Raw genomic sequence first — 14,331 nt, 5'->3', positions numbered from 1 at the left:
TCATGGAAACCCTGTCTTTTGAATTCCCCGCCGGGCAGCCGCCATTGGGTCGCGCGCTGGTGGGTTGTGTCGGTTCGGGTGATCTGGAAGTGCTCCTGGAACCGGGTCAGCCGGGCAAGCTGACGATCCAGGTGCTGACGTCGGTCAGCGGCAGTTCGGCGCGCTGGGAGAACCTCTTTCAACGCATGTTCGACGGCCAGACGCCACCGGCCATGAGCATCGACATCCATGATTTCGGCGCCACGCCGGGCGTGGTTCGGCTGCGCCTGGAGCAAGGTTTCGAGGAGGTCGGCCATGACTGACAGCACGCGGCTTCTGCAGCAGCACAGCTTCGTCGAGCTCGGCGCCCGGCAACGCGCCCGCGCACTGCTGGACAACGGCAGTTTTCGTGAGCTGATCGATCCTTTCGCGCGACTCGTCTCCCCTTGGTTGGCCAAGCAGGGCGTCGTGCCCCAGGCCGACGATGGCGTGGTGATCGCCAAGGGCACGATTGAGGGCAAGCCGGTGGTGATCTGCGCCATCGAAGGCGGCTTTCAAGGCGGCAGCATGGGCGAAGTCGGCGGCGCGAAAATGGCCGGCGCGCTGGAACTGGCCGCCGAAGACAATCGCAAGGGCATTCCCACCGCAGCCGTTCTGCTGCTGGAAACCGGGGGCGTGCGCTTGCAGGAAGCCAACCTCGGGCTGGCGGCCATCGCTGACATCCACGCGGCCATCGTTGATCTGCGTCGTTATCAGCCAGTGATTGGCGTAGTGGCGGGCAGCGTCGGCTGCTTTGGCGGCATGTCGATTGCGGCGGGTTTGTGCAGTTATCTGGTCGTCACCCAGGAAGCCCGTCTGGGCCTGAACGGTCCGCAAGTCATCGAGCAGGAAGCCGGCATCGAAGAATATGACTCCCGCGACCGGCCCTTCATCTGGAGCCTGACCGGGGGCGAGCAACGTTTCGCCAGCGGTCTGGTGGACGCCTTTGTCGCCGACGACATCAGCGCCATTCAGCAACAGGTGCAGGCGTTGTTGCACAAGGGCAAGCCCGAGCAGGAGCGCAGCAGTCGATACGCCTGGTTCCTCGCACGTCTGGCTCAAGTCGACACGGCCCAACAGATCGAGCCCGCTTCGGTGCGCACTGCCTATCAAGGAGACCGGTCATGAGTGCTTACTCCCATCGTGGATTGAACTGGTTCAACGCGCTGGCCGCAAACGCCGCTGAAGTGGCGGGGCTGCCGGCGTCGGTGAAAGCAGCAGACGGCGCACTGGGTGATCGCCCGGCGCGATTCCTGGCGGTGGTCGCTGACCCTGCCAACCGCTTTCCCCGCGCACAAAACGGCGAAGTCGGATTGCTGGAAGGATGGGGTCTGGCCCAGGCGGTGGAAGGCGCCATCGAGCTGGATCGGCACAGCGACATCAAGCGCACGCTGATTGCGATCATCGACGTGCCGAGTCAGGCCTATGGCCGCCGCGAGGAAGCGCTGGGCATTCATCAAGCGTTGTCCGGTGCCGTTGACGCCTATGCGCGGGCCCGACTGGCCGGGCATCCGGTGATCGGGCTGCTGGTGGGCAAGGCCATGTCCGGCGCGTTCCTCGCCCACGGTTATCAGGCCAATCGGCTGATTGCCCTGCGCGATCCGGGCGTCATGGTTCACGCCATGGGCAAGGCTTCTGCGGCGCGGGTGACGCTGCGCAGCGTCGAAGAACTGGAAAAACTCGCCGCCAGCGTGCCGCCGATGGCCTACGACATCGACAGCTACGCCAGCCTCGGTTTGCTCTGGGAAACCCTGTCGGTCAGTCAAATCGAGCAGCCCAGCGCGTCGGATCTCACCCTGGTTGAGGACTGTTTGATTGCAGCGATTAAAGACACCCTGGCCGGGGCCAATGACCTGAGTTCACGCCTGGGCGCGCCAAACCGTGGGGCGTCGTCGAAAGTCCGCGAGCTGTTACGGGCGCAGTGGTAATGGGCACTTTTCAGCCGGTGCTGCCCCACGACTTGTTGTGGGGTTTGTCGGCGGCTGCGTTGCCGATCGACGCACCGGCATGGGCTTTTGAAGCCGTTGGCCTCGGTCATCCGGTAGTGGTGCGCCGCGCCCGTGTCCCGGCTGGCCTGGTGGCGGTGGGTGTGCGGGGGCGCTCGCGGGATCAGCGCTACGCCACCCACATGAAGCTCGACGATGTGCAGCGGCGCGTGCGGCCTGAAGAGTTGATCGTCATGACGCCTGACGCTGATTGGCCGGCGCTGCGCGCCTTGCAGCAGATCCGTCCCGTGATGCATGCGCTCGGCCTGCCATGGGGCGTGGCGGGTGGCGCCGGTTTTGAGCTGGCGAGTGGCGTGCCGGTGCTGCACGCGGGCAGCGACCTTGATCTGATATTGCGCACCCCGGATTTCTTTGATCGCCAGCACGCCGCTCGTCTGGTCGAGCAGCTTGCCAGCGCGGTGTGCCGCATCGACCTTCAGCTGCAAACCCCGGTTGGTGCCGTAGCGCTGCGCGAATGGGCAGGACCGTCACGCCAGGTGCTCCTCAAAGCCGAAGACGGCGCGCGGCTTGTGGATAACCCGTGGCTGGCGCAGGCGGTTGCGGCATGAGCAGCTTCTGGGCGTTTCCCGGCCAGGGCGCGCAACAGCCGGGCATGCTCCACGGGCTGCCGGAGCACCCCTTGGTTGAACAGTGCCTGGCAGAAGCGAGCGCGGCGTTGAACGAGGACGTCCTGACGCTGGACACCGCCCCCGCGCTGCAATCGACGCGAGCCGTTCAGCTGTGTTTGTTTATCGCTGGCGTCGCCTGTGCGCGGGTGTTGATGGCCGATGAAAACGCCCCTGACATGGTTGCGGGTTTGTCCATCGGCGCTTATCCGGCGGCGGTGATCGCGGGGGCTCTGGATTTTTCGGATGCCGTGCGTCTGGTGGCGCTGCGGGGCGAGCTGATGCAAAGCGCTTATCCACAGGGCTACGGCATGACCGCGCTGATCGGGCTCGACCAACCCACGGTCGAAGGTCTGATCGTACGAATTCACAGCGTTGAGACGCCGGTCTATCTGGCCAATATCAACGCCGATAACCAGTTCGTCATTGCCGGGCGAGACGAGGCCATGGCGGCTGTCGCTGCGCTTGCAAAAGAGCAGGGCGCTGCGGCAGCCAAACGGCTGGCGGTCAGCGTGCCGTCCCATTGCGAGCTGCTGGCTGAACCTGCGCGGGCGCTCGCCGATGCGTTTGCCCATGTGGGCGTGAAAGCGCCGACGCTCAAATACCTCAGCGGCAGCACCGCGCGGCCGATGCTCAGCGCCGACAAAGTCCGTGACGATCTGGCGTTCAACATGTGCCGGGTCATCGACTGGCGCAGCACGGTGCAAACCGCGTACGAGCGCGGCGCACGCCTGCACATCGAACTGCCGCCGGGCACAGTGCTGACGGGCTTGGCGCGCCGCGTCTTCGAACAAGGATCGGCCGTCGCTTTCCAGGGCGCCCGGCTGGACACGCTCAGCGCGCTGTCGCGAGAGGAGGAACGCCGCCACTCATAAACCGACTGCTGCTTTCGAAGGAACACAAAAACAACAACTTCGACGATGCAATTTGAGGATTAGAACAATGGTGATTTATGGCGTGGCGTTACTCGCAATCTGCACCCTCGCGGGGGTGATTCTCGGTGATCTGCTCGGCGTGCTGCTGGGCGTCAAATCCAACGTGGGCGGCGTCGGGATCGCGATGATCCTGCTGATCTGCGCGCGGCTGTTCATGCAAAAGCGCGGCGGCATGAGCGAAGGCTGCGAAATGGGCGTCGGCTTCTGGGGCGCCATGTACATCCCGGTGGTCGTGGCCATGGCCGCGCAGCAAAATGTCGTTACGGCGCTCAAGGGCGGGCCGATCGCGGTCATCGCGGCGGTGGTGTCGGTGGTGGTCTGCGGCTGCACGATTGCCGTCATCAGCCGCATCAATAAGGGCGAGCCGCTGCCCAAAGAGGACGAACTGGCGAATCCGCTCCCGGTGATCGCGCCGACTGTTTCCCCGGCAGGAGGCCGCTGATATGTGGGAGCTCATTCAGAAAGACCTGATCAGTCAGGGCCTGGTCACCGCGTTTGCGGTCGTGGGCGTGGTGATGTGGATTTCGGTGGTGCTGTCCAAGCGACTGACGTTCGGGCGCATTCATGGTTCGGCCATTGCGATCGTCATCGGCCTGGTCCTGGCGTGGGTGGGCGGCACGATGACCGGCGGCCAGAAAGGGCTGGCGGACTTGGCGCTGTTCTCCGGAATCGGCCTGATGGGCGGGTCGATGCTGCGTGATTTTGCCATCGTCGCCACGGCCTTCGAAGTGCAGGCCACCGAAGCGAAAAAAGCTGGCTGGGTCGGCGCGTTCTCGCTGCTGCTCGGCACGTTGCTGCCGTTCATCGTCGGTTGCTGCGTGGCCTACGCGTTCGGTTATCGCGACGCCGTGAGCATCACCACCATTGGCGCGGGCGCAGTGACCTACATCGTCGGGCCGGTGACCGGTGCAGCGTTGGGCGCGAGCTCGGACGTGATGGCGCTGTCGATCGCGACCGGTCTGATCAAAGCCATTCTGGTGATGGTCGGCACCCCGATGGCCGCGCGCTGGATGGGGTTGGATAACCCGCGCTCCGCGATGGTCTTCGGCGGCCTGGCCGGCACCGTGAGCGGCGTGACAGCCGGGCTCGCGGCGACGGATCGACGGCTGGTGCCTTACGGCGCGCTGACGGCGACCTTCCACACCGGGCTCGGCTGTCTGCTGGGGCCGTCGCTGCTGTACTTCATCGTCCGCGGGATTCTGGGCTGAGGCTTTGGGATGCGCGGTGTTCAGCAACATGCTGCCGCTGCGCGCCTGATTGCAGATCTACCTGCGAGCGTCGGAATCATGGGAGCGAGCTTGCTCGCGAAGGCTTACATTCAGCTTGCAGAGAAAGCAGCTGAATGTCCTGGCCTCTTCGTGAGCAAGCTCACTCCCACAAGTCCTACGACTCGCCCGAGGTATCAAATTGACCGAGATTCTGTGGTAGCGAGCTTGCTCGCGAAGGCTTGCATTCAGCCTGCAGAGAAAGTGCTGAACGCCCCGGCCTCTTCGTGAGCAAGCTCACCCCCACAAGTCCTACGACTCGCCCGAGATATCAAATTGACCGAGATCCTGTGGGAGCGAGCTTGCTCGCGAAGGCTGCATTCAGCCTGCAGAGAAATTGGCTGCACGCCCCGGCCTCTTCGTGAGCAAGCTCACTCCCACAAGTTCTACGACTCGCCCGAGATATCAAATTGACGGAGATTCTGTGGGAGCGAGCTTGCTCGCGAAGGCTTGCATTCAGCCTGCAGAGAAAGTGGCTGAACTCCCCGGCCTCTTCGCCCCGATGCGGCCCAGACCAAGCTCACACCCACAGTGGAGATTGGATCGAGCTGAAGCCGGGATCAGGCCTGGGCCAGCCGGTTCGAGTACATCCGGCATTCCGCCAGCAACGCCAGCAGGTTCGGGTCGCGTTCGCGGGCTTTGAGGAAGACCAGTCCGATGTGCTGCTGCATGCGATAGCGCTGTTGCAATGGGATCAGCCGCACACGGTTTTCATACACGGCCGCAATCCTCCCCGGCAGCAGCGCATAGCCCACACCCGAGCTGACCATGCTCAGCAGCGTGAAGATGTCGTTCACTTGCATGGCGATCTTCGGTTCAAACCCGGCCTGTTCAAACACCCGCGCGCCGTCGCGGTGGGTGGCAAAGCCCTGGGTCAGCGTAATGAACGTCGCTTCGCGCAGATCGCCCAGGTTCACTTCGCTTTGCTGGGCGAAGGGTGAATCCACCGGGGCCGCGAGGAAGATATCGTCTGAGAACAGCGGCAAATGCTCGCAGTCCGGATCACTCACGGATTCGTTCAGCGACACCAGAATCGCATCCACTTCCATGTTCTTCAGCTTGTAGAAAAGGTCGATGTTCGAGCCCAGAATCAGGTCGATGTTAAGTTCGCTGCGGCGGATCTTCAGGCCCATGATCAGCTGCGGCACGGTTTTGACCGTCAGTGAATACAGCGCCCCCAGCTTGAACCGCGCCGCCGAAAACCCGGCCGCCTGCCGGGTCTGTTCGATGGTGCCGAGCACGTCCTGCACCAGCTTCTGCGCACGCTCCTCCAGCACATATGCGCCTTCGAGCGGTGTGAGGTTGCGACCCTCGTGCTTGAACAGCGGACACCGCAACGCGCTTTCCAGCGAGTGAATCGCCCGATGCACGCTGACCGTGCTTGTCTGCAACTCGGCCGCCGCCCGAGCCAGATTGCCGGTGCGCATGAACGCCAGGAAGATTTCCAGCTTCTTGAGGGTGAGCTCTTCGTCGATCTGCATCGTGTGGGCCCGCGCCGGGTTCTTGTTTTGAGAGCGCCCGATTGTGCCGAAGAGATCGGCGGCTGGCTGCATTAAATTCTCGATAACACGACACAATGCGTTGTCATTGCGGTTCAGAAGCAGGACCCTTGACGCTTGTCGTGCAACTTAGAGAGGTAGTGTGCGGATGTACTACGGAGAAAAATTCAACGCCTGGACCCACTTGGTGGGCGCGATTCTGGCGACGATCGGTGCGGTCTGGATGCTGGTTGTCGCGACGATGGCCGGAGACATCTGGAAGATCATCAGCGTGGCGGTCTACGGTGTGGCCCTGGTGATGCTGTACAGCGCGTCGACGGTTTATCACAGCGTTCGCGGTCGGGCGAAAGTGATCATGCAAAAGGTCGATCACTTTTCCATCTATTTGCTCATCGCCGGCAGCTACACGCCGTTTTGTCTGGTGACGCTGCACGGGGCGTGGGGCTGGACGTTGTTCGGCATCGTCTGGGCGCTGGCGATCATCGGGATTCTGCAGGAGATCAAGCCCCGCTCCGAAGCCCGCGTGATGTCCATCGTCATTTACGCGGTCATGGGCTGGATTGTGCTGGTCGCGGTCAAGCCGCTGATCGCCGCGCTGGGCATGGCCGGATTCGTCTGTCTGGCGCTGGGGGGCGTGTTCTACACCGTAGGGATCATTTTCTTCGCGTTCGACACCAAGGTCCGACACTTCCATGGGGTCTGGCACCTGTTCGTCATCGCCGGCAGCCTGCTGCACTTTGTCGCGATCATGCGTTACGTGTTGTGAGGCTGGGCATCGCTGACCCAGCTCCTGCACATTCGGATCTTACGCAGCGTACGTAGTTGGGCGATCCATGCGCTGCTTCGGTGCATGGCGTCCTTCAAATCACTGATCACTTTCTGTACACCCCACAGCCTTGCGCGCTTTCCCTTCTGCACCAATGCGGATAACTTCCGCACCCGATTGAAGCATTTAATTCATTTATTTTATTTGTTGAATTATTTGATTCGTCATCCTAGTCTGATCCTCGAAACGCCCCCTCTTGTGGTAAGGCGGCCTTCTTGAACTGACTGATCAATCGGGGAGCAAGACATGAATGTGAAAGTACTCTTGAGCATGGCCGTGGCAACCGCCTTTTCCGCATCCACCTGGGCCGCTGACTGGACCGTCGGCGCCAACGTGGGCAACGTGCCGTGGGAGTTTCAGGACGCCAAAGGCGAGATCGTCGGCTTCGAAGTCGACGTGGTGAAAGAAGTCGCCAAGCGCGCCGGCAAGAGCGTGGAATTCGTCAACATCCCGTTCAACGGCCTGTTCAGCGCCGTGCAGTCCAAGCGCGCTGACATCGCCATCTCCTCGATCACCATCACGCCCAAGCGCCTTGAATCGGTCGGCTTCGCCCAGCCGTATTACGACAGCGACCAATCCCTGTCCGTGCTCGTCAAATCCGGCATCAACGGCCTGAAAGACATGGACGGCAAAGTGGTCGGCGTCGACACCGGCTCCACCGGCGACATGTGGGTCAACGCCCATCAGGCCGAATACAAGTTCAAGGAAGTCTCACGCTACGAAGGGCTGTCACCTGCGATGCTCGACCTCGCGTCCGGCCGCATGGACGGCTACATCAGCGACATCCCGGCGGTCCTGTACTACATCAAGGACAAGCCGCAGTACAAAGTCGTCGCGAAAATTCCTACCGGTGAGAAGTACTCGTTGATGCACGCCAAGGGCTGGGCATCGGCCGGCCAGGTCAACGACATCATCAGCACGATGAAGAAAGAAGGCGTGATCGCCGACCTGCACAAGAAGTGGTTCGGTGCCGACGCTGATCCGGAGTCCAGCACCGTTAAAGTGGTCGATGTGCTCAAGTAACCCCTGACCGCTCACGGCCCCGCCCGTCACTGCTCGCCACCAAGGAATCGCAATGGAGTTGTTAGAAACGTTCTTCAACTGGAGCGTGTTCGTCGATGCGCTGCCACTGATGCTCCGCGGCCTGGGCGTGACGGTGATGCTTGGCGTGGTCAGCATCATTCTCGGCCTGGTGGGCGGGCTGGTGCTGGCGATGCTGCGGTTGTACGGGTACGCGCCGGTGCGGTTTCTGGCGCGGGTGTACATCGACGTGCTGCGCTCGATTCCTTTGCTGGTGCTGTTGGTGCTGATCTATTACGCGCTGCCGTTTGTGGGCATTCGCCTGTCGTCGTTCGCGGCGGCCACGGCGGCGCTGTCACTGGTGTCCTGCGCGTACTCGGCGGAGATTTTCCGCTCCGGCATCGAAGCCATTCCCCGCGGGCAATTCGAAGCCTCGGCCTCCCAGGGCATGAGCTTTTTCAACACCATGCGCGACATTGTCCTGCCCCAGGCCATGCGCATCGTCATGCCGCCGATGACCAGCAACTGCATCAACGTCATGAAAGACACCGCGCTGGCGTCCGTCGTGGCGATGCCCGATCTGCTCAAACAAGCCACTCAGGCGCAAGCGCTGTCAGCCAACCCGACACCGCTGGTGGGCGCGGCGGTCATGTACCTGTTGCTGCTTCTGCCGCTGGTGCAACTGGTGAGCTGGATCGAGCGGCGTAACGGCGCCGGGAGGAAAAGCGCATGAGCACCGTCATTGAAATGGAAGGCGTGGCCAAATTCTACGGGCCGTTCCAGGCCCTGACCGACATCAACCTGACCGTCGATCAAGGTGAAGTGGTGGTCATTCTCGGGCCTTCAGGCTCAGGGAAATCCACACTGATTCGCTGCATCAATCTGCTGGAGGAATACCAGCAGGGCGACATCCGCGTCGGCAGCCAACGTGTTGAAACGGGCTCGAAACTGGCGGGCATTCGTTGTGAAGTCGGCATGGTCTTTCAGAATTTCAATCTGTACCCGCACCTCACCGTGCTCGCCAACGTGGCGCTGGCGCCGGTCCGGGTGCGCGGCATGTCTCGGCGTGACGCCAATGAACGTGCGCGCCTGCTGCTGGAGAAAGTCGGCATGGGCGCCCACGCGGCGAAATACCCGAGCCAGCTGTCCGGCGGCCAGCAGCAGCGCGTGGCCATCGCCCGGACCATGGCCATGGAGCCACGGGTGATCCTGTTCGACGAGCCCACGTCGGCGCTCGACCCGGAGATGGTCGGCGAAGTGCTGGACGTCATGCAGAACCTCGCCCGCTCGGGCGTGACCATGGTCGTCGTGACCCACGAAATGGGCTTTGCGCGCAAGGTCGCCGACCGGGTGATCTTCATGGAGAACGGCCGAATCATCGAACAGAACAACCCGCACGATTTCTTCACGGCCCCGCAAGAGCCGAGAACCCGCGCGTTTTTGCAGGCCATCCTGCATCACTGATCAGACTCTGGAGCTCATCCCTTGAATGCCTTGGACATCGATTACGTACGCAGCCAGTTTCCCGCCCTCGGCAGCGGCTACGCCTACCTGGACAACGCCGGCGGCTCTGCCGTGCTCAAGCCGGTCGCCGAGCGCATCACTGATTACTTGCTTAATAGCGCCGTCCAGTTGGGTGCGTCCTACAGTGAGTCGGTAGATGCTGGCGCACGTGTGATGAAGGCGCGGGAATCGGTCGCGCAACTGATCAACGCGCGCTACCCGGAAGAGTGCGTGATGGGCGGCTCGACCACCCATTTGCTGCAAATCCTCTGCCGCGCCATCGCCCCGTCGATCAATCCCGGTGACGAAATCATCGTCACCAACTGCGACCACGAAGCCAACATCGGGCCGTGGGTAAGGCTGTGCGAAGACCGCGGCGCGACCTTGCGCGTCTGGGCCGTCGACGCCCAGAGCATGGACCTGGAATTGGATGATCTGGATGCGCTGCTCAGCGACAAGACCCGCTACGTGGCCATGACCCATGCGTCGAACATCCTCGGCAGCGTCAACCCGGTCGCCGAAGTGGCGCGCCGGGTGCACGCGGTGGGCGGCAAGTTGTGCGTCGATGCCGTGGCCTACGCGCCCCATCGGCTGGTCGATGTGCAGGCCAGCGGCGCGGATTATTACGTGTTCAGTTTCTACAAGACCTTCGGCCCGCACTTCGCCGTGCTGTGGGGCAAGCGGGAAGCATTGCTGGAACTGCCGAGCCTGAACCACTTTTTCATCGGTCAGGAGGTCATTCCCTACAAGCTTCAGCCCGGCAACTTGAACTACGAGCTGTCCTACGGCTGCATCGGCATCAGCGATTACCTGATCGACATCGGCCAACGCCTCGGCGCCAGCGGCAGCGAACGCCAGCTGATGAGGGCGGCGTTCGATGCCTTTGAAGTCCAGGAAGACCTGTTGGCCGAAACGCTCCTGGCGTTTCTGCGGGAGACGCCGGGTGTACGAATCATCGGAAAATCCCGTGTGACCGATGGTGATCGCGTGCCAACCATCAGCTTCGTGGTGGAGGGCATTCAGTCGGAAGCCATCGTGCGCCGCGTGGACAATCACCGTATGGGCATCCGCTTTGGTGACTTCTATGCGCGCCGCCTGATCGAACAGTTGGGGCTGACCCCTTATGGCGGCGTGGTTCGTGTGTCGATCGCCCACTACAACAGCGTCGATGAGCTGAATCGTCTGGTGGAGCATCTGGCCCAGGCGATCACAGAACTGCGTCCCTCTTGACTTCTATCGAGCCTTTTTATGCCTGTACCCCAAACCCTGGCCGAGCTGCGTGCCGCCATCGTCGAACATCAGGAACGCCTGACTGCGCGGCAGCGTGATGCCGCGCATTACCTGAACGAGCACCCCCACGATGTGGCGCTGAACACGGTCGCGGCGCTGGCGAAGATCTCCGGCATCCCGTCGTCCGCGTTCATTCGGCTGGCCCAGGCGTTGGGCTTCGGCGGGTTCAGCGACCTGCAGCGCCTGTTCAAGCAGCCGTTGCAGCAGGCCGGGCAGGGCAGCTTTAAAGAGCGCATCCGGCACTATCGCGGCGAGCAGTTGCTCGATGACCCCACCGATGTGGGCGCCATGCTTTCGGCATTCAGCCGCGCGAATATCGTCTCGCTGGAGCACTTGGCCGAAGGCGAGCAAGTCGAGGCCATCGAGCGCGCCATCGAGCTGTTGGAGCAGGCGCGCACCACCTTCGTGGTCGGCATGCGTCGCTCGTTTCCCATGGCGTCCTACCTGAGTTATGCACTCAGCCGTGTCGGTCGTCGTGCCGTACACATCAGCGGTCTGGGCGGCAGCCTGCGCGAACAGGTCGGTGCGCTGCACGGCGATGATGTGCTGGTGGCGGTGAGTTTTCCGCCGTACGCGCAGGAAACCATCGACGCCTGCCAGCAAGCGGTCGCCGCGGGGACGCCCATCGTGGCGATCACTGACAGCATTCTCAGCCCCATCGGACAAACCGCGTCGGTGATGATCGAGGTCAACGACGCCGAGCTGCTGGGCTTTCGCTCGCTCACCGCTGCGTTCTGCATTGCGCAGACCCTGGCCATGGGCCTGGCCTTTCGCACCGGCCAGAACCTCGATGGCCCCGACCATGATGCATTGAAAACCATCGACTGCTGAGCCCTGGCTTGGTGGTCTGCCGACTGTTCGAACGTTGCAGGAGTAGGCTTTTATGGCATCACCCATTCGAGATCTGGTCGGCTACGGCCGGCAGCGCCCCCAAGGCACCTGGCCCAACGGCGCGCGTCTGGCCGTCAACTTTGTCATCAACTACGAAGAAGGCTCGGAGCGCTCCCTCGCCATGGGCGACCCTGACCAGGAGAGCATGACCGAGTGGGGCAGTTATCAGTTTCCCGACGGCGTGCGCAATCTGGCGATGGAGTCGATGTACGAGTACGGCGCCCGCGTCGGCATCTGGCGCATCCTCGACATCCTGCAACAGGCCAACGTCCCGGCGACCTTTCATGCCTGTGCGGTGGCCTTCGAGCAGAACCCGGATGTCGCCAAAGCGGCTGTCGAGCTGGGCCATGAAATCTGCAGTCACGGTTATCGCTGGGAGGAGGTCTTCCGCCTGACCGAGGCCGAGGAGCGCGAGCACATTCGCCTGGCGATCGAGTCGTTCGAACGCACCTGCGGCAAGCGTCCGGTGGGCTGGTATTGCCGCTACGGCGCCAGCGTTCATACGCGTCGGCTGGTGGCGGAAGAGGGCGGGTTTCTCTATGACTCGGACGCCTACAACGACGACGTTCCGTATTTCGTCGACGTCGAGGGCAAGCAACATCTGGTGGTGCCGTACACCAGCGACGTCAACGACTTCCGCTACTGGAACTCGCCGGGCTTGTCTCAGGCGTCCGATTTCCTCGAGTACATGAAGGAAAGCTTCGATGTGCTGTACGAAGAGTCGGCCGACGGCCTGCGAATGATGTCCATCGGGCTGCACCCACGCATGGTCGGACGTCCGGGTCGTGTCCGCGCGATCAAGCATTTCATCGAGTACGCCCAGGCCCGCGAAGGCGTCTGGTTCACCACCCGCGAAGAGATCGCCAAGGCCTGGCTGACCCGCGCCTGAGGGAGTGAACGACATGCAGGCTTTTGATTTGATCATCCGCAACGCCAATGTGGTGACGGCGGCGGACGGTTTCCTGTGCGACATCGGCGTGCGCGACGGCCGAATCGTCGCGCTGGGCCTTGGCCTGCAAGGTGCCGCAGAGGAAGTCGATGCGCGAGGGCGAACCGTCACCCCCGGCGGTATCGACAGCCATGTGCATCTGGATCAGCCGACCGGTGATGGTTCGGTCATGGCCGATGACTTCGAAAGCGGCACCCGCTCGGCAGCCTGTGGCGGGACTACAACGGTGATTCCCTTTGCCTGCCAGCAGAAGGGCCAGACCCTGCGGGCGGCGGTGGAGGATTACCATCGGCGTGCGGACGGTCGGGCGCTGATCGATTACGCGTTTCACCTCATCGTCACCGACCCTACCGAAGACGTGCTGCGCCGCGAGTTGCCCGAGCTGATTGCCGAGGGCTACACCTCCTTCAAGATCTACATGACCTATGACGCGCTGAAGCTCAACGACCGGGAGATTCTGGAAACCCTGTCGGTGGCGCGGGCCGAAGGCGCGATGGTGATGCTGCACGCGGAAAACAGCGACTGCATCGCTTGGTTGACCGAGCGCCTGCTCGCCGCCGGCCATAAAGCGCCGCGTTATCACGCCACGTCGCGGCCGATGCTGGTCGAGCGCGAAGCCACGCATCGGGCCATTGCGCTGGCCGAGCTGGTCGATGTGCCGATTCTCATCGTGCATGTGTCCGGACGCGAGGCCATCGAGCAGATCCGCTGGGCGCAGAGCCACGGCTTGAAGGTGTACGGCGAAACCTGCCCGCAGTATCTGTTTCTCACCGCGGATTCCCTTGGCTGCGATGACAGCTTCGAAGGCGCAAAATGCATCTGCAGCCCGCCGCCGAGAGACGCTGGCAATCAGCAAGTGGTCTGGGACGGCCTGCAGAATGGCTCGTTCGAAGTGTTCTCATCGGATCACGCGCCGTTTCGCTACGGCGGCCCGGACGGCAAGCGTGCCCACGGCGAGACGGCGCCGTTTTCCGAAGTGGCCAATGGCATTCCGGGCGTCGAGACGCGCATGGCGCTGCTCTGGTCGGAAGGCGTGCGCAAGGGGCGAATCAGCCCGCAGGCGTTTGTCGCGCTGACGGCCACTCATGCGGCGCGGCTGTACGGGTTGTATCCGCGCAAGGGCAGCATCGCCATTGGCTCGGATGCGGATCTGGTGATCTGGGATGAGGACCTGGACATCGAGCTAACCAATGAAATGCTGCACCACAACGTCGATTACACCCCGTACGAGGGGATGCGCTTGAGTGCATGGCCGGCGATGACGTTCGCCAGAGGGGAGCGGGTCTGGGACGGCAGTTCGTTGGGTGAACCGGGGCGCGGAGAGTTTCTGCCCTGCGCCCGGCCGGAGCCTGCGAAAGCCCGGCGTCGAGCGTCGGAATTACCGGAGTGAGGACTAAATCACTGGCGGATGTACGCGACCCTTGTAGGACTGGCTTCAGCCGGGAAGGGGCCGGTGTGCGCACCATCAATCTTGCGGCGTGACGACTGACGCCTTCCCGGCTGAAGCCGGTCCTACAAGGGATC

At 62.6% G+C, this 14,331-nt stretch carries 16 protein-coding genes; 15 read left to right on the top strand and 1 reads right to left on the bottom strand.

Annotated elements, in window-relative coordinates:
- Window positions 1-2: 2 nt before the first annotated feature.
- From IFT99_RS23685 to madM, 7 genes are all read left to right on the top strand, one after another.
- On the top strand, window positions 3-302 hold the full coding sequence (locus IFT99_RS23685; protein WP_192135502.1) for a malonate decarboxylase subunit delta: 300 nt from the start codon (window positions 3-5) through the stop codon (window positions 300-302).
- A complete protein-coding gene (locus tag IFT99_RS23680; protein WP_065991188.1) occupies window positions 295-1,146 on the top strand; it encodes a biotin-independent malonate decarboxylase subunit beta in 852 nt (283 codons plus the stop codon). The genes IFT99_RS23685 and IFT99_RS23680 overlap by 8 nt, the downstream gene beginning before the upstream one ends.
- A complete protein-coding gene (gene mdcE / locus IFT99_RS23675) occupies window positions 1,143-1,946 on the top strand; it encodes a biotin-independent malonate decarboxylase subunit gamma (RefSeq protein ID WP_192135501.1) in 804 nt (267 codons plus the stop codon). The genes IFT99_RS23680 and mdcE overlap by 4 nt, the downstream gene beginning before the upstream one ends.
- A complete protein-coding gene (locus IFT99_RS23670) occupies window positions 1,940-2,572 on the top strand; it encodes a malonate decarboxylase holo-ACP synthase (RefSeq protein WP_342214640.1) in 633 nt (210 codons plus the stop codon). Before mdcE ends, IFT99_RS23670 begins: the two co-directional genes overlap by 7 nt.
- Entirely contained in the window at window positions 2,569-3,504 is a 936-nt protein-coding gene (gene mdcH, locus IFT99_RS23665) for a malonate decarboxylase subunit epsilon (protein ID WP_192135499.1), read from the top strand. Before IFT99_RS23670 ends, mdcH begins: the two co-directional genes overlap by 4 nt.
- 67 nt (window positions 3,505-3,571) lie before the next feature.
- Entirely contained in the window at window positions 3,572-4,006 is a 435-nt protein-coding gene (madL, locus tag IFT99_RS23660) for a malonate transporter subunit MadL (RefSeq protein ID WP_065991198.1), read from the top strand.
- Window position 4,007: 1 nt separating this feature from the next.
- The gene (gene madM / locus IFT99_RS23655; RefSeq protein WP_074892392.1) at window positions 4,008-4,772 is read left to right on the top strand and encodes a malonate transporter subunit MadM; all 765 of its coding nucleotides are present in this window, start codon (window positions 4,008-4,010) and stop codon (window positions 4,770-4,772) included.
- Window positions 4,773-5,389: 617 nt separating this feature from the next.
- Here the strand turns inward: madM and IFT99_RS23650 are convergent.
- Window positions 5,390-6,310 (bottom strand): LysR family transcriptional regulator, encoded by a 921-nt coding sequence (locus IFT99_RS23650; protein WP_065991377.1) that lies wholly within the window; start codon window positions 6,308-6,310, stop codon window positions 5,390-5,392.
- 166 nt (window positions 6,311-6,476) lie between these two features.
- Between IFT99_RS23650 and trhA the strand changes: the two genes are divergently transcribed.
- The 8 genes from trhA to hydA all read left to right on the top strand — a co-directional run bounded on the left by trhA (window position 6,477) and on the right by hydA (window position 14,197).
- On the top strand, window positions 6,477-7,094 hold the full coding sequence (trhA, locus tag IFT99_RS23645) for a PAQR family membrane homeostasis protein TrhA (RefSeq protein WP_192135498.1): 618 nt from the start codon (window positions 6,477-6,479) through the stop codon (window positions 7,092-7,094).
- Window positions 7,095-7,400: 306 nt separating this feature from the next.
- On the top strand, window positions 7,401-8,177 hold the full coding sequence (locus IFT99_RS23640; protein ID WP_192135496.1) for a transporter substrate-binding domain-containing protein: 777 nt from the start codon (window positions 7,401-7,403) through the stop codon (window positions 8,175-8,177).
- Between the two features lie 52 nt (window positions 8,178-8,229).
- Window positions 8,230-8,907: an amino acid ABC transporter permease gene (locus IFT99_RS23635; RefSeq protein ID WP_192135494.1), complete on the top strand. Its 678-nt coding sequence runs from the start codon at window positions 8,230-8,232 to the stop codon at window positions 8,905-8,907.
- Window positions 8,904-9,638 (top strand): amino acid ABC transporter ATP-binding protein, encoded by a 735-nt coding sequence (locus IFT99_RS23630; RefSeq protein WP_192135492.1) that lies wholly within the window; start codon window positions 8,904-8,906, stop codon window positions 9,636-9,638. Before IFT99_RS23635 ends, IFT99_RS23630 begins: the two co-directional genes overlap by 4 nt.
- A 21-nt stretch (window positions 9,639-9,659) precedes the next feature.
- Complete coding sequence (locus IFT99_RS23625; RefSeq protein ID WP_192135490.1) at window positions 9,660-10,907, top strand: cysteine desulfurase-like protein; 1,248 nt, start codon at window positions 9,660-9,662, stop codon at window positions 10,905-10,907.
- An 18-nt stretch (window positions 10,908-10,925) separates the two neighbouring features.
- On the top strand, window positions 10,926-11,798 hold the full coding sequence (locus tag IFT99_RS23620; RefSeq protein ID WP_065991210.1) for a MurR/RpiR family transcriptional regulator: 873 nt from the start codon (window positions 10,926-10,928) through the stop codon (window positions 11,796-11,798).
- Window positions 11,799-11,850: 52 nt separating this feature from the next.
- Window positions 11,851-12,747, top strand: a complete 897-nt coding sequence (locus IFT99_RS23615; RefSeq protein WP_065991211.1) for an allantoinase PuuE — start codon at window positions 11,851-11,853, stop codon at window positions 12,745-12,747.
- 13 nt (window positions 12,748-12,760) lie between these two features.
- Entirely contained in the window at window positions 12,761-14,197 is a 1,437-nt protein-coding gene (hydA, locus tag IFT99_RS23610) for a dihydropyrimidinase (RefSeq protein ID WP_192135488.1), read from the top strand.
- The last annotated feature ends 134 nt before the right edge of the window (window positions 14,198-14,331 follow it).

The sequence above is a fragment of the Pseudomonas sp. CFBP 8772 genome, assembly GCF_014841665.1.
Classification (GTDB): domain Bacteria; phylum Pseudomonadota; class Gammaproteobacteria; order Pseudomonadales; family Pseudomonadaceae; genus Aquipseudomonas; species Aquipseudomonas graminis_B.
Note: the sequence above shows the minus strand (reverse complement) of the source record. Positions and strands in the feature narration are given on the sequence as shown.